Genomic DNA, 23,568 nt, shown 5'->3' on the forward strand with positions numbered 1-23,568 from the left:
CTTCAGCTTGTATTGGCGTTTTACAGGTTCGGCCCCGCCAAAATAAGGGGAAGACATACGGCCTGGCTACTCAAAGTATGATAAAAAAACAGGGGGCAAGGGATGTTGCTTAATAAAATGTGTGGTCGTCGGCTGTCGGCAATTAGTTTGTGCCTGGCCGTAACATTCGCTCCACTGTTCAATGCGCAGGCCGATGAGCCTGAAATGATCCCTGGCGATAGCTCAGCGACCGTCAGTGAACAGCCAACAGCGTTATTACAGCCGCAGGCTCAATCTTCCGCGACGGCTATCATGGCAGGTATCCAACCGCTGCCCGAGGGCGTGTCAGTTGATAAAGCCCGCGCCGAATTACAATCTCAACTTCCAGCGGGCTTCACACCGGTTTATATGAGCCAACTGGAACTGCTGTATGCCGCACGCGAAATGAAACCGATGTGGGAAAATCGTGATGCGGTAAAAGCCTTTCAGCAACAGTTAGCTGAAGTGGCGATTGCCGGCTTTCAGCCGCAGTTCACCACCTGGGTTGCTCTACTGACTGACCCGGCAGTAACCGGTCAGGCGCGAGATATCGTGCTCTCAGATGCGATGATGGGATATCTGCACTTTATTGCCAACATCCCCGTCAAAGGTAATCGCTGGCTCTATAGCGATAAGCCCTATGCGCTGACGACGCCGCCGATTTCCGTGATCAACCAATGGCAAGTCGCGCTGGATAACGGTCAACTGACTTCGTTTGTCGCCAGCCTGGCACCGCAACATCCGCAGTACGCAGCCATGCATGAATCGCTGCTCAAGCTGGTGGGCGATACGCGGCCCTGGCCGCAACTGACCAGTACCGCGACGCTGCGTCCGGGGGAGTGGAGTAAGGATATCCCTGCGCTGCGTGAAATTTTGCGCCGCACCGGGATGCTGGAGTCTGTTGTCAGTACGGCTGCCAAAGAAGGCCGTAGCGCTTACGATCGTGAACTCGTTGACGCGGTTAAGCGTTTTCAGACGTGGCAGGGGCTTGGGGCCGATGGCGCGATTGGCCCTGCCACGCGTGACTGGCTGAACGTGACGCCCGCTCAACGTGCGGGCGTGCTGGCGTTAAATATTCAGCGCTTGCGCCTGCTGCCGGGTACGCTGTCTACCGGTATCATGGTGAATATTCCTGCCTACTCGCTGGTGTATTATCAAAACGGCAATCAGGTACTGGCCTCGCGCGTTATCGTCGGACGTCCCGATCGTAAAACGCCGATGATGAGCAGTGCGCTGAATAACGTGGTCGTTAACCCGCCGTGGAACGTGCCGCCGACGCTGGCCCGGAAGGATATTCTGCCTAAGGTTTGGAATGACCCAGGGTATCTTGAGCGTCACGGCTATACCGTAATGCGCGGCTGGAACAGCAAAGAGACGATAGATCCGTGGCAGGTTGACTGGGCCACCATCACCGCCTCCAATCTGCCGTTCCGCTTCCAGCAGGCTCCGGGAGCGCGTAACTCGCTCGGACGCTATAAATTCAATATGCCGAGTTCGGATGCTATTTATCTGCACGATACGCCGAACCACACTCTGTTCCAGAAGGATTCGCGGGCGTTAAGCTCCGGCTGCGTGCGCGTGAACAAGGCATCTGAGCTGGCGAATATGCTGCTACAGGATGCGGGGTGGAATGATACGCGCATCTCGGATGCCCTGAAGCAAGGGGATACAAGGTACGTGAATATTCGCCAGAATATCCCCGTCAACCTCTACTATCTGACCGCATTTGTTGGCCCGGATGGTCGCACGCAGTATCGTACAGATATTTACAATTACGATCAGACAGCGCGATCCAGTGCACAAATTGTGTTAAAAGCTGAACAATTAATCAGATAAATGAAGCAGTTCGAGGAAAATAATTGTCGTAAGTTATGCTGGAAACGGGGCGAAATGGCTGCAAGCCCCGTATTTCCTGGGGTTGGGAGCCTTGACGTGGACTACTTAGCCAGATAAGGTTTCCCGCGTGCGCTAGAGCATACATACGATAACATTGACCTTGTAGACCTTAAAACCATGGACAAATTTGACGCTAATCGCCGCAAACTGCTGGCGCTTGGTGGCATTGCCCTCGGCGCTGCCATCCTGCCTACGCCTGCGTTTGCTACACTCTCTACCCCACGTCCGCGCATTTTGACTCTGAATAACCTGCATACCGGTGAGTCAATAAAAGCAGAGTTTTTTGATGGCAGGGGCTATATTCAGGACGAATTAGCTAAACTTAATCACTTTTTCCGTGATTTTCGTGCGAATAAAGTGAAATCCATCGATCCGGGATTGTTCGATCAACTCTTCCGTCTGCAGGGCCTGCTGGGCACGCGTAAACCCGTACAGCTTATTTCTGGTTACCGCTCTATTGATACCAATAATGAATTACGTGCGCACAGCCGCGGTGTGGCAAAGAAAAGCTACCACACTAAAGGGCAGGCCATGGATTTCCATATTGAAGGCATCGCATTAAGTAATATTCGCAAAGCTGCGTTATCTATGCGCGCAGGTGGTGTAGGATACTACCCACGCAGTAACTTTGTGCATATTGACACCGGACCGGCGCGTCATTGGTGATCCATAAGCTTAATGAAACAGGAGCCGTATGAACTATCGTATTATTCCGGTCACTGCATTCGCCCAGAACTGCTCGTTAATCTGGTGTGAGCAAACCCGTCTGGCTGCGCTGGTCGATCCCGGCGGCGATGCTGAGAAAATCAAACAGGAAGTCGATGCCAGTGGCCTGACGCTAATGCAGATCCTGCTCACCCATGGTCATCTTGATCACGTAGGTGCGGCGGCTGAACTGGCACAGCATTATGGTGTACCGGTTATTGGTCCGGAAAAAGAAGATGAGTTCTGGTTACAAGGACTTCCTGCTCAGAGTCGCATGTTTGGCCTGGGCGATTGTGAGCCGCTGACGCCCGATCTCTGGTTGAATGAAGGCGACCGGGTAAGCGTGGGTAACGTGACGTTGCAGGTACTGCATTGCCCGGGCCACACGCCGGGACATGTGGTCTTCTTTGATGAACAATCAAAGCTACTGATTTCTGGTGACGTGATCTTCAAAGGCGGCGTTGGGCGCAGCGATTTTCCTCGCGGAGATCATAGTCAATTGATTGATTCGATTAAACGTAAACTGTTGCCGTTGGGCGATGACGTGACGTTTATTCCAGGTCACGGCCCACTTTCGACGTTGGGCAACGAACGGCTACATAATCCGTTCCTGCAGGATGAAATGCCAGTCTGGTAACACCGCAGATAAATGAAAAAGGCCGCTATTGCGGCCTTTTTAGTACGCGATAAATTACAGTACTGCGACAATCGCTTCGCACAGCGGCGCCATGTTATCTGGCGTCATTCCTGCTACGTTCACACGTCCGGAAGCGACGGCATAGACACCAAACTCTTCACGCAGACGCAGAACCTGCTCTTTGGTCAGGCCGCTGAATGAGAACATGCCGTTCTGTTTGATGATAAAGCTGAAGTCGCGGTTCGCACCTTTCTCCTGCAGCGTATTCACAAACAGCAAACGCATGCGTTGGATGCGTTGACGCATATCAGTCAGTTCCTGCTCCCAGATAGCGCGCAGGGCATCGTTGCTCAGGATGGTTGCCACAACCGACGCACCGTGTGCTGGTGGGTTGGAATAGTTGGCACGAATGACGGATTTCATCTGGCTAAACGCGCGGTCGACGGTTTCAGCATCGGCTGCAACCAGCGTACAGGCGCCTACGCGCTCATTGTACAGACCAAAGTTCTTGGAGTAGGAGCTGGCGACGATCAGCTCTTTGTGCAGCGCAGCGAATGCGCGCAGACCTTCTGCATCTTCTTCCAGACCGCGGGCAAAGCCCTGGTATGCGAAGTCAAACAGCGGCAACCAACCTTTTTCGACAGAAAGCTGAGCCAGCGTTTGCCACTGCTCCAGCGTAGGATCGATACCGGTTGGGTTATGGCAGCAGCCGTGGAATAACACCACGTCGCCAGCCTGCGCTTCGCTGAGGCTTGCCAGCAGCGCATCAAAGTCTAATGAGTGGTTCGCGGCATCGTAATAGTTGTATTCACGAACTTCCAGACCGGCAGAGTTAAAGACGCTCTTATGGTTTGGCCAGCTTGGATTGCTCACCCATACGCGTTTAGCTGAGGTGTTTTTTGCCAGGAAATCAGCGGCCACACGCAGTGCGCCAGTGCCGCCAGGAGTCTGTGCTGTACGCGCACGTTTGTCGTTGATAAGCGAACTTTCTTTACCAAACAGTAATTCCTGAGTGCAGCGACCAAACTCTGGAATACCGTCGATGCCAAGGTAATTTTTGGTGGTTTCATTTTCCAGTATATATTGCTCGGCTTTTTTAACGCTGGTCAGTACCGGCGTTTTACCTGTCTCATCTTTATATACACCGATCCCAAGGTTTATTTTTCCTGGGCGGTCATCGGCACGAAACAAATCAGCCAGACCCAAAATGGGGTCGGCAGGAGCGGCAGTAATGTTCTCAAACATGACGAGGTTCCATAGTGATTACAGAAGGGAAGTCCGCTATCAGGTTAACGGTAGATTTACAAAATGCCAACCGTTACTGACGAAAAGCCGAGGTGTTTTTTTAAGACGCAAGAATCCGCTAGCAGAGATAAAAAAACAGGACCGAAGTCCTGTTTTTTAGGCATTTAACAAAGAGGTCTGCTATTAGAACTGGTAAACGATACCCACTGCAACGGTGTCGTCAGAGCCTACGCCCAGTTTGTTGTCAGAATCGATCTGGTTGATGATGTAATCAACATAGGTGGACATGTTTTTGTTGAAGTAGTAAGTCGCACCCACTTCGAAGTAGTTCACCAGATCTACGTCGCCGATTCCTTCGATGTCCTTACCTTTAGATTTGGTATAGGCGAGGGACGGACGCAGGCCGAAGTCGAACTGGTACTGAGCAACCAACAGGACGTCTTCAGTTTTGTTAGCATAACCGTTAGCGATACGGGTTGCGTTACGGGTTTCGCTGTAGTTCGCCGCCAGGTAGATGTTGTTAGCATCGTATTTCAAGCCGGTCGCCCACTGCTCAGCTTTGTCGCCGTGGCCGCGCAGAAGTGGGTTTTGCTGGGCATCGGTACGATCAGCTGCACCATACGCACCTACGATACCAAAACCTTCGAATTCGTAGCTAACAGAACCGCCAACGCCATCACCGTTAGAGCGACGAACGTCATCACGCTCGTTTTTGCCCAGGTACTGAACAGCGAAGTTCAGGCCTTCAACCAAACCGAAGAAGTTAGAGTTACGGTAAGTTGCGAGACCGCCGTTACGCTGAGAGAAGAACTGGTCGGAAGCAGCAGTATCACCACCGAATTCTGGCAGCATATCGGTGTAACCCAGAGCATCGTAAACGACGCCGTAGTTACGACCGTAATCGAAGGAGCCTGCATCACCGAATTTCAGACCGGCAAACGCCAGACGGGTTTTGTTGCCATTCTGAGCATCATCACCGCCTTCAGAGTTATTGCCGCTGAACTGGTATTCCCACTGGCCGTAACCGGTCAGTTGGTCGTTAATCTGAGTTTCCCCTTTGAAACCAAGACGGGCGTAAGTCTGATCGCCATTAGGTGCGTAGGCATTGTCACCGTTGTGCTTGGAAAAATAGTGCAGACCTACTGCTTTACCGTACAGGTCTACTTTGTTGCCATCTTTGTTATAGATTTCTGCAGCGTTAGCTGCCCCGGCTACCAGCAGAGCAGGGATAACCACTGCCAGAATATTGCGCTTCATCATTATTTATTACCCTCATCGGTTTTTATATGACACCTGCCACTGCCGCCAATAATTTCCGTCAATAAAAATTTACGGAACTATTGATGAGAGTTTGGTGTCTTTATGTGTCTGACAGGCATCTTTCCATTCAAACTATCGTTTCGCTACCGTCAAAGTGCTACAAATATAAAGATTTGGTTTCAAAAAGAAAAAGTGTGTAACAAAATGTTATTTTTGTGCAACTTTGTGAACAACTTCAAATTTCAGATGTCCGTACGCTAAAAATCACCGCTTCTATTTCTATTTATATGATTTTCTTATATTTAATTTAGATAAACTCCTTTTTTCTCTGTTCTGCCATAAAGTTCCTGCTTTACAGATGGCTATTTCTGGACGTCTGGAATGCCGTGCAAATGGTCAGAAAATGTACTATTTAATCAGAAAATACTAATCCACAATAAAAATGCTGATTATTTTTTGTTCAAATATGTTGCAGTGAAATATTACGTAACAGGAAGGGGGGAAGGCGAAGGGTTGTGTTAAACGCGGGAGGGGGATCCCAAAACGTGAAGCGGTGACAAAAAAAGCCAGCAATGCTGGCTTTTGTATCAAAAATGCAGGGTTAGAACGTGGCGTTACGCGGGGTACGCGGGAACGGAATAACGTCACGGACGTTCTGCACGCCGGTAACGTAAGCGATCAAACGCTCAAAGCCCAAACCGAAGCCGGAATGTGGAACGGTACCGTAGCGACGCAGGTCGCGATACCACCAGTAATCTTCTTTGTTCAGACCCATTTCCAGCATACGGGCATCCAGGACGTCCAGACGCTCTTCACGCTGAGAACCACCGATGATTTCACCGATTCCTGGAGCCAGGACGTCCATTGCTGCAACGGTTTTACCGTCTTCGTTAAGGCGCATATAAAACGCTTTGATATCTTTCGGGTAGTTTTTAACGACGACCGGCGCTTTAAAGTGCTCTTCAGCAAGGTAACGTTCGTGCTCAGAAGACAGATCCACACCCCAGTAAACCGGGTTTTCGAACTGTTTGCCGCATTTTTCCAGAATGCTTACCGCGTCGGTGTAATCCACCTGCGCGAAGTCAGCCTCAATGAAACGTTCCAGGCGTGAAATCGCGTCTTTGTCGACACGTTCGGCGAAGAATTTCATATCATCCGCACGCTCAGCCAGTACGGCTTTGAACGCGTACTTCAGCATCGCTTCAGCCAGGCCTGCAACATCGTTCAGGTCGGCGAAAGCCACTTCCGGTTCCAGCATCCAGAACTCTGCCAGGTGACGACTGGTATTAGAGTTTTCTGCACGGAACGTCGGGCCAAAGGTATAAATTTTGGACAGAGCACAGGCGTAGGTTTCGCCGTTCAGCTGACCGGAAACGGTCAGGAAGGCTTCTTTACCAAAGAAGTCTTTGTCGAAATCGACTTTGCCCTGATCGTTACGCGGCAGGTTTTCCAGATCCAGCGTAGACACGCGGAACATTTCACCGGCACCTTCGGTGTCGGAAGCGGTGATCAGCGGAGTCGATACCCAAAAGAAACCCTGCTCGTGGAAGAAGCGATGCAGCGCTTGCGCCAGCGTATGACGTACACGCGCGACGGCACCAATCATGTTGGTACGTGGACGCATGTGCGCCACTTCACGCAGATACTCAATGCTGTGACGCTTAGCCGCCATTGGATAGGTATCAGGATCTTCAACCCAGCCGGCTACTTCAACCTCAGTGGCCTGAATTTCAAAGCTCTGTCCTTGTCCAGGTGATGCAACGACTTTACCCGTTACGATAACTGAACAACCCGTCGTCAGGCGCAGTACGTCCTGATTGTAATTGGGCAGAGAATTATTGATGACGGCCTGTACAGGATCAAAGCAGGAACCGTCATAAACGGCGAGGAAGGAGATGCCAGCTTTTGAATCTCGGCGGGTACGCACCCATCCGCGCACGGTGACTTCGCTGTCAACGGCTACGCGGCCCTGGAGTACGTCGGCTACAGGCACAACGCTCATAATATTCTCTCTGTTAATAGTCGGATATATAAACACATGTCCACCCGTAATGGGGGGATACCTATGTTACCTGGCATCTGCAATCAGACAAGCAGAATTCGTAGCTGGAGTGAAAGATTTCGGAAATTAGCGTGAAAAGGGAGCCAAACTGGCTCCCTGGAAGGTTTAACTGGCTTTTTTAATATGCGGCAAATCGAAGGCTTTGCGTAGCGCGCGCACGAACGCTTTATCGTGGCAGATGGTTTTACCCGGGCTATCAGATAACTTCGCCACAGGTTTGCCGTTACATTCCACCAGCTTGATTACAATATTGAGCGGCTTAACCTGGGGAATATTACAGGTTAAACGTGTGCCAATACCAAAACTCAACTGCACACGAGAAGAGAAGTGGCGGTAGAGCTCAATCGCTTTTTTCAAATCGAGGTTATCTGAAAACACCAGCGTTTTGCTCAGCGGATCAATGCCCAGTTTTTCATAATGGGCGATGGCTTTTTCACCCCATTCCACCGGGTCGCCTGAGTCATGGCGTAAACCCTGATAGCGGGTCGCAAACTCGACGCCAAAGTCGCGTAAAAACGCATCCATGGTGATGCAATCGGTCAGCGCAATGCCGAGTTGGTCAGGATATTCATTTAACCAGGCGGCCAGGGCAACGCGCTGGCTGGTGGCAAGCTCAGGGCTGATTTGCTGATGAGCCTGGAACCACTCATGCGCCTGCGTACCCATTGGGGTTAATGACAGGCGGCGGGCCAGATCGTAGTTACTGGTGCCGACAAACCAGGGCTCTCGCTGCAGGCGTTTAACAATAGCCTGCTGTACTTCGCGTGAAAAACGACGACGCGTACCGAAATCCATCAGATGGAAGCGGGACATATCGACATCTTTCGTTAAAGCAGAGAATTCTACTAGTTTGCTTTCCAGCTCATCGAGTGCCTGCGGGACGCCTGATTCGGGCGAACGGTAACGATGTACCATCTCGCTGATAACCGCTAGCAGCGGGACTTCCCACATGATCACTTCACGCCACGGCCCGGTTAAGCGGATGTTCAGCTTACCGTTATCATTGGTGACGCAAACCTGTTCCGGGTTATAGCGGAAATCACGTAACCAGGTGAGGTAATCAGCTTTAAAGAAAGGCAGGTTGGAGAGCCACTGGTACTCGTCCTCCTGCAGTCGCAGGTGTTGCATAGCATTCACCTGCTCACGAATAGAATCGGCATAAATACCGAGCAGGTCATCGCCACGGCAACGAAATTCAGCCGCTACTTGTACTTCATAGTAGTGGTGAAAAACGGCTTGCTGCATATGCAACTTATAAGCGTCTGTATCCAGCAGCGAGTGCAGAACAGGAGAAGCGAATTGTGTCATAGGTGCGCAGTAGCATCCTCTCACGGGAGCGTTTAGTACAATAAACAACTAAGAAAACCGCTGGAGTATACCTTGTTTAGCGATTTATTGAACCCCGATCACACCATAAGCTGTCTTTCTGGTCGAGGGCAATTCGTGCCGCGTGTTATAAAAATGTAGCAAAAAGGGTGTTTGTGCCTGAAAAGATGAACATTCTGCGTAGCGCGATTTACGCAACAGGAATAGACTGAAGCCGAGACTCTACCAAAGATGCTAAAGGTTTATTATGACACAACAGCCACAAGCCAAATACCGTCACGACTATCGTGCGCCGGATTACCAGATTACTGATATTGACTTGACCTTTGACCTGGATGCTGAAAAAACCGTGGTCACCGCCGTGAGCCAGGCTGTCCGTCATGGCGCGTCCTATGCGCCCCTGCGCCTGAATGGTGAAGATCTGACCCTGGTGTCGATCCACGTGAACGACGAGCCGTGGGCAGAGTATAAAGAAGAAGAGGGCGCTCTGGTCATCAGTCAACTGCCGGAACGTTTTTCGCTGCGTATCGTGAATGAAATTAGCCCGGCGGCCAATACCGCGCTGGAAGGACTGTACAAGTCCGGCGACGCGCTGTGCACCCAGTGTGAAGCGGAAGGGTTCCGCCATATTACCTGGTATCTCGACAGGCCGGATGTCCTGGCGCGTTTTACCACCAAAATTATCGCCGATAAAACCCAATATCCGTTCCTGCTCTCCAACGGTAACCGTGTGGCGCAGGGGGAACTGGAAAATGGTCGTCACTGGGTACAGTGGCAGGATCCGTTCCCGAAACCGTGTTATCTGTTTGCGCTGGTAGCTGGTGATTTCGACGTCCTGCGCGACACCTTTACCACTCGTTCCGGGCGTGAAGTGGCGCTGGAACTGTACGTCGATCGCGGCAACCTGGACCGCGCGCCGTGGGCGATGACCTCGCTGAAAAACTCCATGAAATGGGATGAAGAGCGCTTTGGCCTCGAATATGACCTCGACATTTATATGATTGTCGCGGTCGATTTCTTCAACATGGGGGCGATGGAGAATAAAGGTCTGAACATCTTTAACTCCAAATATGTGCTGGCACGTACCGATACCGCCACCGACAAAGATTACCTCGATATTGAGCGCGTCATCGGTCACGAATATTTCCACAACTGGACCGGCAACCGCGTGACCTGTCGCGACTGGTTCCAGTTGAGCCTGAAAGAGGGGCTAACCGTGTTCCGCGATCAGGAGTTCAGTTCCGATCTCGGCTCACGCGCGGTAAACCGGATCAGCAATGTGCGCACCATGCGCGGCCTGCAGTTTGCCGAAGATGCCAGCCCAATGGCGCATCCTATCCGTCCGGATATGGTCATTGAAATGAACAACTTCTATACCCTGACCGTGTACGAAAAGGGCGCTGAAGTTATTCGTATGATCCATACCCTGCTCGGTGAGGCTAACTTCCAGAAAGGGATGCAGTTGTACTTTGAGCGTCATGACGGCAGCGCTGCAACCTGTGATGATTTCGTGCAGGCGATGGAAGATGCGTCCAACGTCGATCTGTCGCATTTCCGCCGCTGGTACAGTCAGTCCGGTACGCCGATTCTGACCGTGCGTGATGACTACAATCCATCCACTGAGCAGTACACGCTGACTATCAGCCAGCGCACGCCGGCCACGCCGGATCAGGCCGAAAAACAGCCGCTGCATATTCCTTTCGCCCTCGAGTTGTATGACAACCAAGGGAAAGTGATCCCGCTGCAAAAAGGCGGGCACCCGGTGAATTCCGTACTCAATGTCACCCAGGCTGAGCAGACGTTTGTCTTTGATAATGTCTACTTCCAGCCGGTTCCGGCACTGCTGTGCGAATTTTCCGCACCGGTAAAACTGGAATACAAATGGAGCGATCAGCAGCTGACTTTCTTGATGCGTCATGCGCGTAACGATTTCTCTCGTTGGGACGCGGCGCAAAGCTTGCTGGCGACCTATATTAAGCTCAACGTAGCCCGCCATCAGCAGGGACAGCCGCTGTCGCTGCCGGTACACGTGGCCGATGCATTCCGGGCGATTTTGCTGGATGAGAAAATCGATCCGGCACTGGCGGCAGAGATTCTGACGCTGCCTTCGGTGAATGAAATTGCTGAACTGTTCGACATCATCGATCCGGTGGCGATAACGGAAGTACGTGAAGCGTTAACTCGCACGCTGGCGGCCGAACTGGCGGATGAATTCCTCGCCATCTATAACGCTAATCATCTTGATGAGTACCGCGTTGAGCATGCCGATATTGGCAAGCGTACGCTACGTAATGCCTGCCTGCGTTTCCTGGCCTTTGGCGAAACCCATCTGGCCGACACGCTGGTCAGCAAGCAGTACCGTGAAGCAAACAATATGACCGATGCGCTGGCGGCGCTGTCCGCGGCAGTCGCGGCGCAACTGCCTTGCCGCGACACGCTAATGCAGGAGTATGACGATAAGTGGCATCATGACGGTCTGGTGATGGACAAATGGTTTATCCTGCAATCCACCAGCCCGGCGAGAAACGTGCTGGAAACGGTACGTGGCTTACTGAAGCACCGTTCCTTCAGTATGAGTAACCCGAACCGAATCCGATCTCTGATTGGCGCCTTTGCGGGCAGCAACCCGGCGGCATTCCATGCGGAAGATGGCAGCGGCTATCAGTTCCTGGTCGACATGCTGACTGAACTCAATAGCCGTAACCCTCAGGTGGCGTCACGTCTGATTGAGCCGCTGATTCGCTTAAAACGGTATGATGCAAAACGTCAGACGCAGATGCGCGCGGCGCTGGAGCAGCTGAAAGGTCTGGAGAATCTCTCCGGCGATCTGTTCGAGAAGGTAACCAAAGCGTTAGCCTGAAACGTTGACCTGTCGTTTTGTAAGCCGGATTAGGCGGTAACGCCGCTATCCGGCAAAAGGCCCGGTGGCGCTTGCGCTTACTGGGCCTGATTTTTCTGAATGCTTATCCATGCTGGCGGATCGGCTGTTCCGTTTCGCTACGCTGCATTACCCGGTTCAACACTTCCGCTTCCAGCTCTGCCAGACGCACCGAACCAATCCGGCGTGGTCGCGCAATATCCACCGTTAAATCCAGTCCGATTTTTCCATCTTCAATAAGCAACACGCGATCGGCCATTGCCACCGCTTCACTGACGTCATGGGTGACCAGCAGTACGGTAAAACCGTGCTCTTGCCATAAAGAGACAATCAGCTCCTGCATTTCAAGGCGGGTTAAGGCATCCAGCGCACCGAGGGGTTCATCCAGCAGCAGCAGACCGGGACGATGAATTAATGCCCGCGCCAGGGCCACGCGCTGTTTTTGTCCACCGGACAGGGCAGCAGGCCATTCCTGAGCACGATTCTCCAGCCCAACTGCGGCCAGCGCGTCCCGGGCCGCATCGCGCCAGTGACCTTTCAGACCCAGACCCACATTATCGATAACCGTCTTCCAGGGCAGCAGACGCGCATCCTGAAACATCATTCGCGTATCCTCCTGAATTTCTGCCAGCGGGGTGGTTCCGGCAAGTAATGCACCTGAGGTGGGAGACTCCAGCCCAGCCAGCAGACGCAGCAGCGTGCTTTTACCTCCTCCGCTGCGGCCAACCACGGCAACAAACTGTCCGGCCTGAATGTGCAAATCTAACTGATTGAGCACCGTATTGGCGGCGTATTGCTTCGTCACGGCACTCAGTAAAAGCGGCGTGCCTTGGTTCAGGCGTGCGGTATTCATACGGTAGCCTCCTTCACATGGTAAGCCGGGTTCCAGCGCAGCCAGATCCGCTCCAGCCATTGGGCGCTGACGTCGGCAAGTTTGCCGAGCAGGGCGTAGAGAATAATGGCCACCACGACCACATCGGTTTGCAGAAATTCGCGGGCGTTCATTGCCAGGTAACCAATGCCGGCATTGGCTGAAATGGTTTCCGCGACAATAAGCGTTAACCACATCAGCCCGAGAGCAAAACGCACGCCAACCATAATCGAGGGCAGGGCGCCGGGGAGGATCACATGAATAAATAGTGAAAAACCAGACAACCCATAGCTGCGAGCCATCTCTACCAGAGCGCGATCGATATTGCGGATCCCATGCCAGGTGTTGATGTAAATCGGAAAAAGCGTGCCCAGCGCGACGAGAAAGATCTTGGCGGATTCATCAATGCCGAACCACAAAATCACCAGTGGGATCAGCGCCAGATGCGGCACGTTACGCAGCATCTGCACCGAAGTATCCAGCAGGCGTTCTCCCCACCGCGAAAGACCGCTAATCAGTCCCAGCGTCAGGCCAATCGATCCGCCGATGGAGAAGCCTACCAGCGCGCGCCAGGAGCTGATCGCCAGATGCTGCCAAAGCTCGCCGCTGGCGGAAAGCGTCCAGAAGGCTTCGACAACGCCCTCCGGAGAGGGCAGGATGCGGGTGGACAACCAGCCCATTGATGATGCGAGCTGCCAGAGCGCGACCAACCCAACCGGTAAAAACCAGGGTGCGAGGCGCAGTAACCACCTGTTTTTCGGCGTTGCCATCAGCAGGCTCCTTAGCTTTGCGCGATTTTGCGTGGGATAAATTCGTTTGCCACCGCTTCACCTTGTTGATGCTGGCGCTGCGGCTGTGGAATTTCTGGTATAGCGACATCCAGATGTGGGAACAGCAGCTCGCCAACCTTGTATGCCTCTTCCAGATGTGGATACCCGGACAACACAAAACTGTCGATTCCCAGTGCGGCATACTCGTTGATACGCGCCGCGACCGTCGGACCATCTCCGACCAGCGCGGTACCCGCGCCACCGCGCACCAGTCCTACTCCTGCCCACAGGTTCGGGCTGATTTCCAGTTTGTCGCGTTTACCGTTGTGCAGTGCAGCCATTCGCTGCTGACCAACCGAATCCGCTCTTGAGAAGGCGGCCTGGGCTTTGGCAATGGTGTCGTCATCCAGATGGGCTATCAGACGATCCGCTGCCTGCCACGCCTCTTGTGTTGTCTCCCGGACGATCACATGCAGACGAATACCAAAGCGGATCTTGCGCCCGAGCGCCGCCGCTTTGGCCCGCACCTGTTCAATCTTCTCTTTCACCTGTTCAGGCGGCTCGCCCCAGGTCAGATAGAGATCAACCTGCTTGGCAGCAAGATCTTGTGCAACATCAGACGAACCGCCGAAATAAAGCGGTGGCCGGGGTTGTTGTACAGGAGGGAAAAACAGTTTCGCGCCGCGGACATGAATGTGTTTGCCGTTGAAATCCACGGTTTCACCTTGCAGCAAACGCCGCCAGACCTGAGTGAATTCAGCAGAGGCTTCATAGCGCTCGGTGTGATCAAGGAACACGCCGTCACCCGCCAGCTCCTGTGGATCGCTGCCGGTTACCAGGTTGAATAACGCCCGGCCGTTAGAGAGTCTGTCGAGCGTCGCAGCCTGGCGGGCGGCGACCGTCGGCGAGGTTACGCTTGGACGAAGCGCGACCAGAAACTTTAATCGCTGGGTGACCGGGATCATCGACGCGGCGACCAGCCAGGCATCTTCACAGGAGCGACCGGTTGGGATCAGAACGCCGGTAAATCCCAGGCGATCGGCTGTTTGCGCAATTTGTTGCAAATAACCGTGATCGACCGGGCGCGAACCTTCTTCCGTCCCCAGATAATGACCATCACCGTGGGTGGGTAAAAACCAGAACATGTTCAGACTCATAATTTTTCTCCTGCCTGCTGAGTGGGTTGCCAGATACGCTGGCGAATATCGATTTTTTTCGGCACCAGACGGTTGTCATAAAACAGATCCGCGGTTTGTTGCTGTAGGGCGGCAACCGAGGCGCTGACGGGCGTAATGGTGGTTGGCGGACGGTGATCCAGATAAGACGCAATTACCGGCTCGGGCAGGCCCATGGTTTTAGCCAGTAGAGTAATACTTTGCTGGCGTTGGCTGAGAGTTAACGCATCCGCCTGGCTAAAGGTATCCAGTACGCCAAGAACAAAAGCGCTATTTTTTTCGGCATAAGGACGTGCAGCGAGATAAAACGAACCGGTCTGCTTGAGGTCTGAGCCGTCTTTCAGCACGCGCACATCACCTTGCAGTAATGCGGCCGAATAGTAGGGATCCCAGATAGCCCACGCATCGACGTTTCCTTGCTGGAAGGCCGCTCGCGCATCGGCGGGGGTCAGATAAGTCGGTTGAATATCGGTAAATTTCAACCCTGCCTGTTGCAGCGCCCGGAGCAGTAAATTGTGGGCGCTGGAACCTTTCTGGAAGGCGACTTTATGCCCTTTGAGCTGCGCAACGCTCTGGATCGGGCTATTTTTTGGCACCAGAATCACTTCGGCTTTCGGTTTGGGTGGTTCGACGCCCACATAAACCAGATCGGCTCCGGCGGCCTGGGCGAAAATTGGCGGAATGTCACCGGTACTGCCGAGATCGATACTGCCGATATTGAGTGCTTCCAGCATTTGCGGTCCAGCCGGGAACTCAATCCACGAGATTTTGGTCTGTGGGTAACGTTTCTCCAGTAGCTGATGACTTTTTGCCAGCACCATGCTGACGCTTCCTTTCTGGTAGCCAATGCGCAGGGCATCCGGAGCCGATTCTGCGGCATGCGCCAAGGATGACAGGGACAACAGCCCAGTTAATGCCAGCCATGGGGTGTGACGCTTGAGCAGATTAAGCATGGGCGGCACCTCGCAGGGCGTTCAGTTGCGGGAGTTGGACATCGCGACGATGCAACGCCAGCCAGAAAGTGTCGAGCGCACTGTCCAGGCGCTGCTGCAGGTTGGGCGTAAACTGCGGTTTATGCTGATAGTCGATGACCTGCGAATCATCGGCAAACACGCCGTGCAGGATCTCCTGAGCCTTTAACGCGCTCAGCACCGGTTTCAGCGCGTAATCGACGGCCAGTAAATGCGCCACGCTGCCGCCAGTCGCCAGCGGCAAAACCACTTTTCCTTCCAGCGCCCGCTCGGGGAGCAGATCGAGCAGCGTTTTCAGTGCGCCAGAGTAAGCGGCTTTGTAGACCGGCGTTGCGACAATCAGCCCGTCTGCATCCTGCAGTTGTTCGATAAAAGTCTTCAGCGCCGGACTGTCAAAACGGGCATAGATCAGGTCTTCCGGGGCAAAGTTGTGCAGGTTCCAGTGAAAGACTTCGACATCCTGGCCGTTCAATTTTTCTCGGGCATATTCCAGCAACGCGCTGGAGCGAGAGGGAAAGCGTGGGCTTCCCGCCAGAGTGATGACGCGCATAATTTCATTCTCCCCTTATAACCAATTGTTTGCTTTTTATTAACATTGATAACAATTTGTGCAGTCTGGCAGAGAGACTTTGTTTATCGAAATGATTTATACGGGATAGAAAAGTTGAAAAATGAATAAAAAGGAGGAAGCAGGAAAACGATTGCTATTTATTGCCGCAGGTCAATTCCCTTTTTGCTCGCGATCGCACATAATACGCCCCCGGTTTGCACACCGGGAATCCAGGAGAGTTCATGTACTACCCCTTCGTTCGTAAAGCCCTTTTCCAGCTCGATCCAGAGCGCGCTCATGAATTGACATTCCAGCAATTACGTCGCATTACCGGCACGCCGCTCGAAGCGCTTGTCCGCCAGAAAGTACCCGCAAAACCGGTTACCTGTATGGGGCTGACGTTTAAAAATCCACTCGGGCTTGCTGCCGGACTGGATAAAGACGGGGAGTGCATTGATGCGCTCGGCGCGATGGGATTTGGTTCCATTGAGATTGGTACCGTGACGCCGCGTCCTCAGCCGGGTAATGATAAACCACGTCTGTTTCGTCTGGTCGATGCAGAGGGTTTGATCAACCGCATGGGGTTTAATAACCTGGGGGTTGATAACCTGGTTGAGAACGTCAAAAAATCGCATTTTGACGGTATTCTGGGGATTAATATTGGTAAGAATAAAGATACTCCGGTAGAGAACGGCAAAGATGACTATCTGATTTGTATGGAAAAAGTCTATGCTTATGCTGGTTATATCGCGATTAATATCTCTTCACCGAATACGCCGGGATTACGTACGCTGCAATATGGTGAGGCGCTGGATGATCTTCTGACGGCAATTAAAAATAAGCAAAATGATCTGCAAGCGATCCACCATAAATATGTTCCAGTGGCGGTTAAGATCGCCCCGGATCTTTCTGTGGAAGAACTGATCCAGGTTGCTGACAGTTTAGTTCGTCATAATATTGATGGCGTAATTGCGACTAACACCACTCTCGATCGTTCTCTCGTTCAGGGAATGAAAAATTGCGATCAAATGGGCGGCCTCAGCGGTCGACCGTTACAATTAAAAAGTACAGAAATTATTCGCCAGTTGTCTCAGGAATTAAAAGGTCAGCTGCCGATTATTGGGGTTGGTGGTATCGACTCAGTAATCGCGGCGCGTGAGAAAATAGCTGCCGGTGCTTCCCTGGTACAGATTTATTCGGGCTTTATTTTTAAAGGCCCACCGTTGATTAAAGAAATCGTCACCAATATCTGAATGCTACCTTAATCACAATCCAGGGCTTTATTTCTGGCCCTGGTTGTTTTATATTCCTTTACTGTTGCTTATTTAAACATTCTGAGCTTTTATTATTAAGGCAATAAACGAAGCGGCAAAAGGATACTGTCGTAATGGTGATGATTAAGGAAAGGAGAGAAACTGATGCGAATTAAACCCGACGATAACTGGCGCTGGTATTATGATGAAGAGCACGATCGTATGATGCTCGATTTAGCCAATGGCATGTTATTCCGTTCGCGTTTTGCTCGTAAAATGCTCACTCCGGATGCTTTTTCTCCGTCGGGTTTTTGTGTTGATGACGCCGCGCTTTATTTTTCCTTTGAAGAAAAATGTCGCTACCTGGATTTAGCCAAAGAGCAAAAGGCGGAACTGGTGCTTAATGCGCTGGTAGCGATTCGTTACCTTAAACCGCAAATGCCAAAAAGCTGGCACTTTGTCGCACACGGTATTAACTGGTCGCCAGTCGTGGGGGATGCTGCTTGTGTGGATTTAAGCGATACCGATGAACAGGTAAACCTGTTAGTGGTTGAACCGGGTGAAAATGCCGCGCTTTGTCTGCTTGCACAACCTGGTGTGGTTATTGCCGGGCGCACAATGCAACTTGGCGACGCGATTAAAATAATGAATGACCGACTGAAACCGCAGGTTATTGCCGACAGTTTCAGCCTTGAACAGGCGGTTTAACTCTCCAGCCTGATTGTCGTTTTGGGAACGCAACTGCAGCACAGAATCGTCCCGTCATCCCCAATCGCTGATTTTTTCAGCGGACTAACTTCGCCTTCCAACAGTCGAATTCGACAGCATCCGCAAATTCCTGCCCGGCATGAATAGGGCACTCTGATACCCTGGTTTTCCAGCTGTTCAAGCAATACCTGCTGATTATTTCCGCGAAAGGTCTGTCCCTGCCAGTCAATAAGTACCGTGGCATCGGGTTGTTGTTCCAGTGCGGTATCATCTGGCTCCGCCGCACCGTAAGCTCTGGCGGGACCGGTTGCCAAAATTTCTACCTCATCGCCGACGCGAATAACGCCACTGTTGCGTGCGATAAGATTCTGGCCGAAATCAACGTCGCCGTTATCCACCGCTGTCCGGAAGGTTTGCAGCGTGGCGAGCGGCTCGCCAGACGGATGTTTCTGGCCTTTTTCTGGACTAACGGTAGTGAAAATGCAGCGGCTACAGGGTTTTGCCACATCAAAAATGACGTCGCCAATGCGAATCACTTTCCAGGTGTCTTCTGCCCAGGCATCAGCCCCCGCAACCACCAGATTGGGGCGAAACTGTTCCATTTTGACACTTGCCGGACAGCGCTGTTGCACATCGCGCAGAGATGCTTCGTTGGCCAGCAGGTAGGGATAACCATCGGCGAAGGACAAAGGAACATCAGCGTGGCGCTTCACCCGGCGTGTCAGTTGCGGACCCACCCAGCGCAACTGCACGTCACGGGAGAAAAAGCCGCTCAGCCACAGGTTGATAGCCGCTGGTGCAATACGCGCGGTAAAATGGTTTCCCCACACTTCAGTCGGCGCATCCTGGGTGGCGAAGTCTGCGAATCGCACGAGCGCGCTGCTGCCGTCTGGAGCCGTGAGATGAAGTCCATTGTGGAAAGGGGAAGGGGTAAAGCGGACCATTTGCGGGAACTGTCGGGCGGTAATGAACGTCCCGTCGGGTTCGGTAATCATAAATATACGATCCAGGGCGAGACCGCTCACGTCTGCCAGGGCGTGCGTGAGTCCAATTCCACGCATTGATTTAACCGGATGAATAAAAAGTCGGGTCAACGTTACCACTGCACAGCCCCTTGAACGAAAATAAGCCTTCAACTTTATGACATACAGCCCATATTAGCTATAATGCGCAGCAATTTTCTAGGAGTAAAAGTGACATTATGAATTCTCTGTTTGCCAGTACGGCCCGCGGGCTGGAAGAGCTGTTAAAAACTGAACTGGAAAACCTCGGCGCGCTGGAGTGTCAGGTCGTTCAGGGTGGGGTCCATTTTAAGGGCGACACGCGGCTTGTTTACCAGAGCCTGATGTGGAGCCGCCTGGCCTCGCGCATTATCCTGCCGATGGGAGAGTGCAAGGTCTACAGCGATCTTGATCTGTACCTCGGCGTTCAGGCAATCGACTGGACAGAGATATTTAATCCTGGTGCTACGTTTGCCGTCCATTTTAGCGGCCTGAACGAGACCATTCGTAACAGCCAGTACGGCGCGCTGAAGGTCAAGGATGCGATTGTCGATGCCTTTACCCGCAAAAATCTGCCGCGTCCGAATGTGGATCGTGAATCTCCGGATCTGCGTATCAACGTCTGGTTGAACAAAGATACCGCCAGCATTGCACTTGATCTGAGCGGTGACGGTTTGCATCAGCGCGGTTATCGCGATCGCGCGGGTCAGGCGCCGATTAAAGAGACGCTGGCCGCCGCTATTGTTATGCGTTCTGGCTGGCAGCCGGGCACACCGTTACTCGATCCGATGTGCGGCTCCGGCACGCTGCTGATTGAAGCGGCGATGTGGGCAACCGATCGCGCGCCGGGCCTGCACCGCGGGTACTGGGGCTTTAGCGGTTGGGCACAGCACGATGAAGCCGTCTGGCAAGAGGTTAAAGCCGAAGCTCAGGTGCGTGCGCGTAAGGGGCTTGCTGACTATACTTCGCACTTCTATGGCTCCGACAGCGATGCGCGCGTGATTGAAAAAGCGCGTAGTAACGCCCGTCGCGCAGGTATTGCCGATCTGATGACATTTGACGTGAAAGATGTCGCCAAACTGAGTAATCCACTGCCGAAGGGACCGTATGGTACGGTGATCAGTAACCCGCCCTACGGCGAACGTCTGGATAGCGAACCGGCACTGATTGCCCTGCATAGCTTGCTGGGCCGTACGATGAAAAACCAATTTGGCGGCTGGAATTTGTCGCTGTTCAGCGCATCTCCGGATTTGCTCAGCAGCCTGCAATTGCGTGCTGATAAGCAGTTCAAAGCGAAAAACGGTCCGCTGGATTGCGTACAGAAAAACTATCACGTTGCAGAGACCACTGCGGACAGCAAGCCAGCCACGGTCGCGGAAGATTATGCCAACCGCCTGCGCAAGAATATCAAGAAGCTGGAAAAATGGGCGCGTCAGGAAGGAATTGAATGCTATCGCCTGTATGATGCTGACCTGCCGGAATACAACGTTGCAGTGGACCGTTACGGTGAGTGGGTCGTGGTTCAGGAATACGCTCCGCCGAAGACGGTCGATGCGCAAAAAGCACGTCAACGTCTGTTCGATATCATTGCCGCAACGCTGTCGGTCCTGGAAATCGCGCCAAATAAACTGGTGCTGAAAACCCGTGAGCGCCAGAAAGGGAAGAACCAGTATCAGAAGATGAATGAGAAGGGTGAATTCATTGAGGTAAGCGAGTACAACGCGCGCCTGTGGGTCAACCTGACAGACTATCTTGATACCGGTTTGTTCCTCGATCACCGTATTGCGCGCCGCATGCTGGGCCAGATGAGTAAAGGTAAGGATTTCCTTAACCTGTTCTCCTACACCGGCAGTGCCAGCGTTCATGCCGGACTGGGCGGTGCGCGTAGCACCACGACGGTTGATATGTCGCGTACCTACCTGGAGTGGGCTGAGCGTAACCTGCGGCTGAACGGCCTGAGTGGTCGCGCTCACCGTTTAATTCAAGCCGATTGCCTGGGCTGGCTGCGCGATGCCAATGAACAGTTTGATCTGATTTTCATCGATCCGCCGACGTTCTCTAACTCAAAACGTATGGAAGACTCGTTTGATGTACAGCGCGATCATCTGGCGCTGATGAAAGATCTGAAACGTCTGCTGCGTAAAGACGGTACGATCATGTTCTCCAACAACAAGCGTGGGTTCCGTATGGATCTCGACGGTCTGGCTGAACTGGGATTAAAAGCACAAGAAATCACCCAAAAAACGCTTTCCCAGGATTTTGCCCGTAACCGTCAGATCCACAATTGCTGGCTGATTACCGCAGCCTGAAAGGATAAATAAATGTCATTGATCAGTATGCATGGTGCATGGCTGTCGTTCAGCGATGCGCCGCTTCTTGATAATGCAGAACTGCATATCGAAGATAACGAACGCGTCTGTCTGGTTGGCCGTAATGGCGCAGGTAAGTCGACGCTGATGAAGATCCTCAACCGTGAACAGGGTCTTGACGACGGGCGTATTATTTATGAGCAGGACCTGGTTGTGGCGCGTCTGCAGCAGGATCCGCCGCGTAATGTTGAGGGCAGCGTCTATGACTTCGTTGCTGAAGGTATTGAGGAACAGGCTGAATATCTGAAGCGTTATCACGATATTTCGCGCCTGGTGATGACCGATCCCAGCGACAGAAACCTGAATGAAATGGCGCGGGTTCAGGAAATGCTCGATCACCATAATCTGTGGCAGCTCGAAAGCCGCATTAATGAAGTGCTGGCGCAACTGGGACTGGATCCTAACGCCGCGCTTTCTTCGCTTTCGGGCGGCTGGCTGCGTAAGGCGGCGCTGGGCCGCGCGTTAGTGAGCAACCCGCGCGTACTGCTGCTGGATGAACCAACTAACCACCTGGATATTGAAACTATCGACTGGCTGGAAGGGTTCCTGAAATCCTTCAATGGGACAATTATTTTCATTTCCCACGACCGTTCATTTATTCGCAATATGGCGACGCGTATTGTCGATCTCGACCGCGGCAAGCTGGTGACCTATCCGGGGAACTACGATCAGTATCTGCTGGATAAAGAAGAAGCGCTGCGGGTGGAAGATCTCCAAAACGCGGAATTTGATCGCAAGCTGGCGCAGGAAGAAGTCTGGATCCGTCAGGGCATCAAAGCGCGTCGTACCCGTAATGAAGGCCGCGTGCGGGCGCTGAAAGCCATGCGTCGCGAGCGTGGCGAACGTCGCGAAGTGATGGGCACGGCGAAGATGCAGGTCGAAGAGGCGAGCCGTTCTGGCAAGATTGTCTTCGAAATGGAGAATGTTGATTACCAGGTTGATGGAAAGCAACTGGTAAAAGATTTCTCCGCGCAGGTGCAACGTAGCGACAAGATTGCGCTAATTGGACCTAACGGCTGCGGTAAAACAACGCTGCTGAAGCTGATGTTAGGTCAGCTTCAGGCTGACAGCGGACGCATTCACGTCGGCACGAAGCTGGAAGTGGCGTATTTCGATCAGCACCGCGCCGAACTGGATCCGGATAAAACCGTGATGGACAACCTTGCTGAGGGTAAGCAAGAGGTGCTGGTTAACGGTAAACCTCGCCATGTGCTGGGCTATCTCCAGGATTTCCTGTTCCATCCGAAACGGGCGATGACGCCAGTACGTGCGCTTTCTGGTGGGGAACGCAATCGCCTACTGCTGGCGCGTCTTTTTCTCAAACCCAGTAATCTTTTGATTCTCGATGAACCAACGAACGATCTGGACGTCGAAACGCTGGAACTGCTTGAAGAGCTGATTGATAGCTACCAGGGCACCGTGCTGCTGGTGAGCCACGACCGTCAGTTTGTGGATAATACCGTCACCGAATGCTGGATCTTCGAAGGCGGCGGTAAAATTGGTCGTTATGTCGGCGGTTATCATGATGCCCGCAGCCAGCAATCGCAGTATGTGGCGTTTAAACAGCCAGTTGCGAAAAAAACAGAGGAAACCGTTGCTCCTAAAGCAGAAATTGTCAAACGCAGCACGAGCAAACTAAGCTATAAACGCAGCGCGAACTGGAGCTGCTCCCCGCGCTGCTTGAAGAACTGGAAGCTAAACTGGAAGCATTACAAGCTCAGGTAGCTGACGCCGCTTTTTTCAGTCAGCCGCATGAGCAAACGCAACAGGTATTAGCTAATCTGAACGAAGCTGAACAAGAACTTGAGCAAGCCTTTGAGCGCTGGGAGTATCTTGAGTCTTTGAAGAACGGCGCATAATTTAAAGGAGCACA

At 52.6% G+C, this 23,568-nt stretch carries 17 protein-coding genes and 1 pseudogene; 8 read left to right on the forward strand and 10 right to left on the reverse strand.

Features of this window, described 5'->3' with window-relative positions; genetic code table 11:
- Nucleotides 1-102: 102 nt before the first annotated feature.
- From ldtD to B9P82_RS02275, 3 genes are all read left to right on the forward strand, one after another.
- Nucleotides 103-1,854: a L,D-transpeptidase gene (gene ldtD / locus B9P82_RS02260; RefSeq protein ID WP_101699882.1), complete on the forward strand. Its 1,752-nt coding sequence runs from the start codon at nt 103-105 to the stop codon at nt 1,852-1,854.
- 177 nt (nt 1,855-2,031) lie between these two features.
- Complete coding sequence (locus B9P82_RS02270; RefSeq protein WP_016152461.1) at nt 2,032-2,580, forward strand: peptidoglycan L,D-endopeptidase MepK; 549 nt, start codon at nt 2,032-2,034, stop codon at nt 2,578-2,580.
- A 28-nt stretch (nt 2,581-2,608) separates the two neighbouring features.
- A complete protein-coding gene (locus B9P82_RS02275; protein WP_101699883.1) occupies nt 2,609-3,256 on the forward strand; it encodes an MBL fold metallo-hydrolase in 648 nt (215 codons plus the stop codon).
- A 54-nt stretch (nt 3,257-3,310) separates the two neighbouring features.
- Here B9P82_RS02275 and aspC read toward each other — a convergent pair whose 3' ends face one another.
- From aspC to pncB, 4 genes are all read right to left on the reverse strand, one after another.
- On the reverse strand, nt 3,311-4,501 hold the full coding sequence (gene aspC / locus B9P82_RS02280; protein ID WP_016152462.1) for an aspartate transaminase: 1,191 nt from the start codon (nt 4,499-4,501) through the stop codon (nt 3,311-3,313).
- A gap of 183 nt (nt 4,502-4,684) precedes the next feature.
- Entirely contained in the window at nt 4,685-5,761 is a 1,077-nt protein-coding gene (ompF, locus tag B9P82_RS02285) for a porin OmpF (protein ID WP_016156126.1), read from the reverse strand.
- A gap of 601 nt (nt 5,762-6,362) precedes the next feature.
- On the reverse strand, nt 6,363-7,763 hold the full coding sequence (gene asnS, locus B9P82_RS02290) for an asparagine--tRNA ligase (RefSeq protein WP_016152464.1): 1,401 nt from the start codon (nt 7,761-7,763) through the stop codon (nt 6,363-6,365).
- Nucleotides 7,764-7,928: 165 nt separating this feature from the next.
- Nucleotides 7,929-9,131 (reverse strand): nicotinate phosphoribosyltransferase, encoded by a 1,203-nt coding sequence (gene pncB / locus B9P82_RS02295; protein WP_101699884.1) that lies wholly within the window; start codon nt 9,129-9,131, stop codon nt 7,929-7,931.
- 265 nt (nt 9,132-9,396) lie between these two features.
- Between pncB and pepN the strand changes: the two genes are divergently transcribed.
- Nucleotides 9,397-12,009: an aminopeptidase N gene (pepN, locus tag B9P82_RS02300; protein WP_101699885.1), complete on the forward strand. Its 2,613-nt coding sequence runs from the start codon at nt 9,397-9,399 to the stop codon at nt 12,007-12,009.
- 103 nt (nt 12,010-12,112) lie between these two features.
- Here the strand turns inward: pepN and ssuB are convergent, their stop codons facing one another.
- From ssuB to ssuE, 5 genes are read right to left on the reverse strand one after another with little or no spacing between them, the layout of a single operon-like run.
- Complete coding sequence (ssuB, locus tag B9P82_RS02305; protein WP_101699886.1) at nt 12,113-12,880, reverse strand: aliphatic sulfonates ABC transporter ATP-binding protein; 768 nt, start codon at nt 12,878-12,880, stop codon at nt 12,113-12,115.
- Entirely contained in the window at nt 12,877-13,668 is a 792-nt protein-coding gene (gene ssuC / locus B9P82_RS02310; RefSeq protein WP_101699887.1) for an aliphatic sulfonate ABC transporter permease SsuC, read from the reverse strand. Before ssuC ends, ssuB begins: the two co-directional genes overlap by 4 nt.
- A gap of 11 nt (nt 13,669-13,679) precedes the next feature.
- The gene (ssuD, locus tag B9P82_RS02315; RefSeq protein ID WP_101699888.1) at nt 13,680-14,825 is read right to left on the reverse strand and encodes an FMNH2-dependent alkanesulfonate monooxygenase; all 1,146 of its coding nucleotides are present in this window, start codon (nt 14,823-14,825) and stop codon (nt 13,680-13,682) included.
- Nucleotides 14,822-15,796 (reverse strand): sulfonate ABC transporter substrate-binding protein, encoded by a 975-nt coding sequence (locus tag B9P82_RS02320; RefSeq protein ID WP_016156132.1) that lies wholly within the window; start codon nt 15,794-15,796, stop codon nt 14,822-14,824. The genes ssuD and B9P82_RS02320 overlap by 4 nt, the downstream gene beginning before the upstream one ends.
- On the reverse strand, nt 15,789-16,364 hold the full coding sequence (gene ssuE, locus B9P82_RS02325) for an NADPH-dependent FMN reductase (RefSeq protein WP_016156133.1): 576 nt from the start codon (nt 16,362-16,364) through the stop codon (nt 15,789-15,791). Before ssuE ends, B9P82_RS02320 begins: the two co-directional genes overlap by 8 nt.
- A gap of 242 nt (nt 16,365-16,606) precedes the next feature.
- Between ssuE and pyrD the strand changes: the two genes are divergently transcribed.
- Nucleotides 16,607-17,617, forward strand: coding sequence for a quinone-dependent dihydroorotate dehydrogenase (gene pyrD / locus B9P82_RS02335; protein ID WP_016152472.1), 1,011 nt, complete (start codon nt 16,607-16,609; stop codon nt 17,615-17,617).
- Nucleotides 17,618-17,782: 165 nt separating this feature from the next.
- Nucleotides 17,783-18,325: a cell division protein ZapC gene (gene zapC / locus B9P82_RS02340; protein WP_016152473.1), complete on the forward strand. Its 543-nt coding sequence runs from the start codon at nt 17,783-17,785 to the stop codon at nt 18,323-18,325.
- Here the strand turns inward: zapC and B9P82_RS02345 are convergent.
- The gene (locus B9P82_RS02345; protein ID WP_101699889.1) at nt 18,322-19,428 is read right to left on the reverse strand and encodes a YcbX family protein; all 1,107 of its coding nucleotides are present in this window, start codon (nt 19,426-19,428) and stop codon (nt 18,322-18,324) included. The two genes, zapC and B9P82_RS02345, sit on opposite strands and share 4 nt — an antisense overlap.
- 98 nt (nt 19,429-19,526) lie before the next feature.
- Here B9P82_RS02345 and rlmKL point away from each other — a divergent pair, with 98 nt between their 5' ends.
- Both rlmKL and B9P82_RS02355 read left to right on the forward strand, forming a co-directional pair.
- Complete coding sequence (gene rlmKL, locus B9P82_RS02350) at nt 19,527-21,635, forward strand: bifunctional 23S rRNA (guanine(2069)-N(7))-methyltransferase RlmK/23S rRNA (guanine(2445)-N(2))-methyltransferase RlmL (protein ID WP_016152475.1); 2,109 nt, start codon at nt 19,527-19,529, stop codon at nt 21,633-21,635.
- 12 nt (nt 21,636-21,647) lie between these two features.
- Nucleotides 21,648-23,554, forward strand: a pseudogene (locus B9P82_RS02355) (ABC transporter ATP-binding protein).
- Nucleotides 23,555-23,568: the final 14 nt, after the last annotated feature.

This window comes from Citrobacter sp. L55 (assembly GCF_002850715.1).
GTDB lineage: Bacteria > Pseudomonadota > Gammaproteobacteria > Enterobacterales > Enterobacteriaceae > Citrobacter > Citrobacter braakii.

Excerpts from the sequence above, each read along its gene's own strand:
- ldtD (WP_101699882.1), top strand. The coding sequence starts at position 103 with ATGTTGCTTAATAAAATGTGTGGTCGTCGGCTGTCGGCAATTAGTTTG.
- B9P82_RS02270 (WP_016152461.1), top strand. The coding sequence starts at position 2,032 with ATGGACAAATTTGACGCTAATCGCCGCAAACTGCTGGCGCTTGGTGGC.
- B9P82_RS02275 (WP_101699883.1), top strand. The coding sequence starts at position 2,609 with ATGAACTATCGTATTATTCCGGTCACTGCATTCGCCCAGAACTGCTCG.
- aspC (WP_016152462.1), bottom strand. The coding sequence starts at position 4,501 with ATGTTTGAGAACATTACTGCCGCTCCTGCCGACCCCATTTTGGGTCTG.
- ompF (WP_016156126.1), bottom strand. The coding sequence starts at position 5,761 with ATGATGAAGCGCAATATTCTGGCAGTGGTTATCCCTGCTCTGCTGGTA.
- asnS (WP_016152464.1), bottom strand. The coding sequence starts at position 7,763 with ATGAGCGTTGTGCCTGTAGCCGACGTACTCCAGGGCCGCGTAGCCGTT.
- pncB (WP_101699884.1), bottom strand. The coding sequence starts at position 9,131 with ATGACACAATTCGCTTCTCCTGTTCTGCACTCGCTGCTGGATACAGAC.
- pepN (WP_101699885.1), top strand. The coding sequence starts at position 9,397 with ATGACACAACAGCCACAAGCCAAATACCGTCACGACTATCGTGCGCCG.
- ssuB (WP_101699886.1), bottom strand. The coding sequence starts at position 12,880 with ATGAATACCGCACGCCTGAACCAAGGCACGCCGCTTTTACTGAGTGCC.
- ssuC (WP_101699887.1), bottom strand. The coding sequence starts at position 13,668 with ATGGCAACGCCGAAAAACAGGTGGTTACTGCGCCTCGCACCCTGGTTT.
- ssuD (WP_101699888.1), bottom strand. The coding sequence starts at position 14,825 with ATGAGTCTGAACATGTTCTGGTTTTTACCCACCCACGGTGATGGTCAT.
- B9P82_RS02320 (WP_016156132.1), bottom strand. The coding sequence starts at position 15,796 with ATGCTTAATCTGCTCAAGCGTCACACCCCATGGCTGGCATTAACTGGG.
- ssuE (WP_016156133.1), bottom strand. The coding sequence starts at position 16,364 with ATGCGCGTCATCACTCTGGCGGGAAGCCCACGCTTTCCCTCTCGCTCC.
- pyrD (WP_016152472.1), top strand. The coding sequence starts at position 16,607 with ATGTACTACCCCTTCGTTCGTAAAGCCCTTTTCCAGCTCGATCCAGAG.
- zapC (WP_016152473.1), top strand. The coding sequence starts at position 17,783 with ATGCGAATTAAACCCGACGATAACTGGCGCTGGTATTATGATGAAGAG.
- rlmKL (WP_016152475.1), top strand. The coding sequence starts at position 19,527 with ATGAATTCTCTGTTTGCCAGTACGGCCCGCGGGCTGGAAGAGCTGTTA.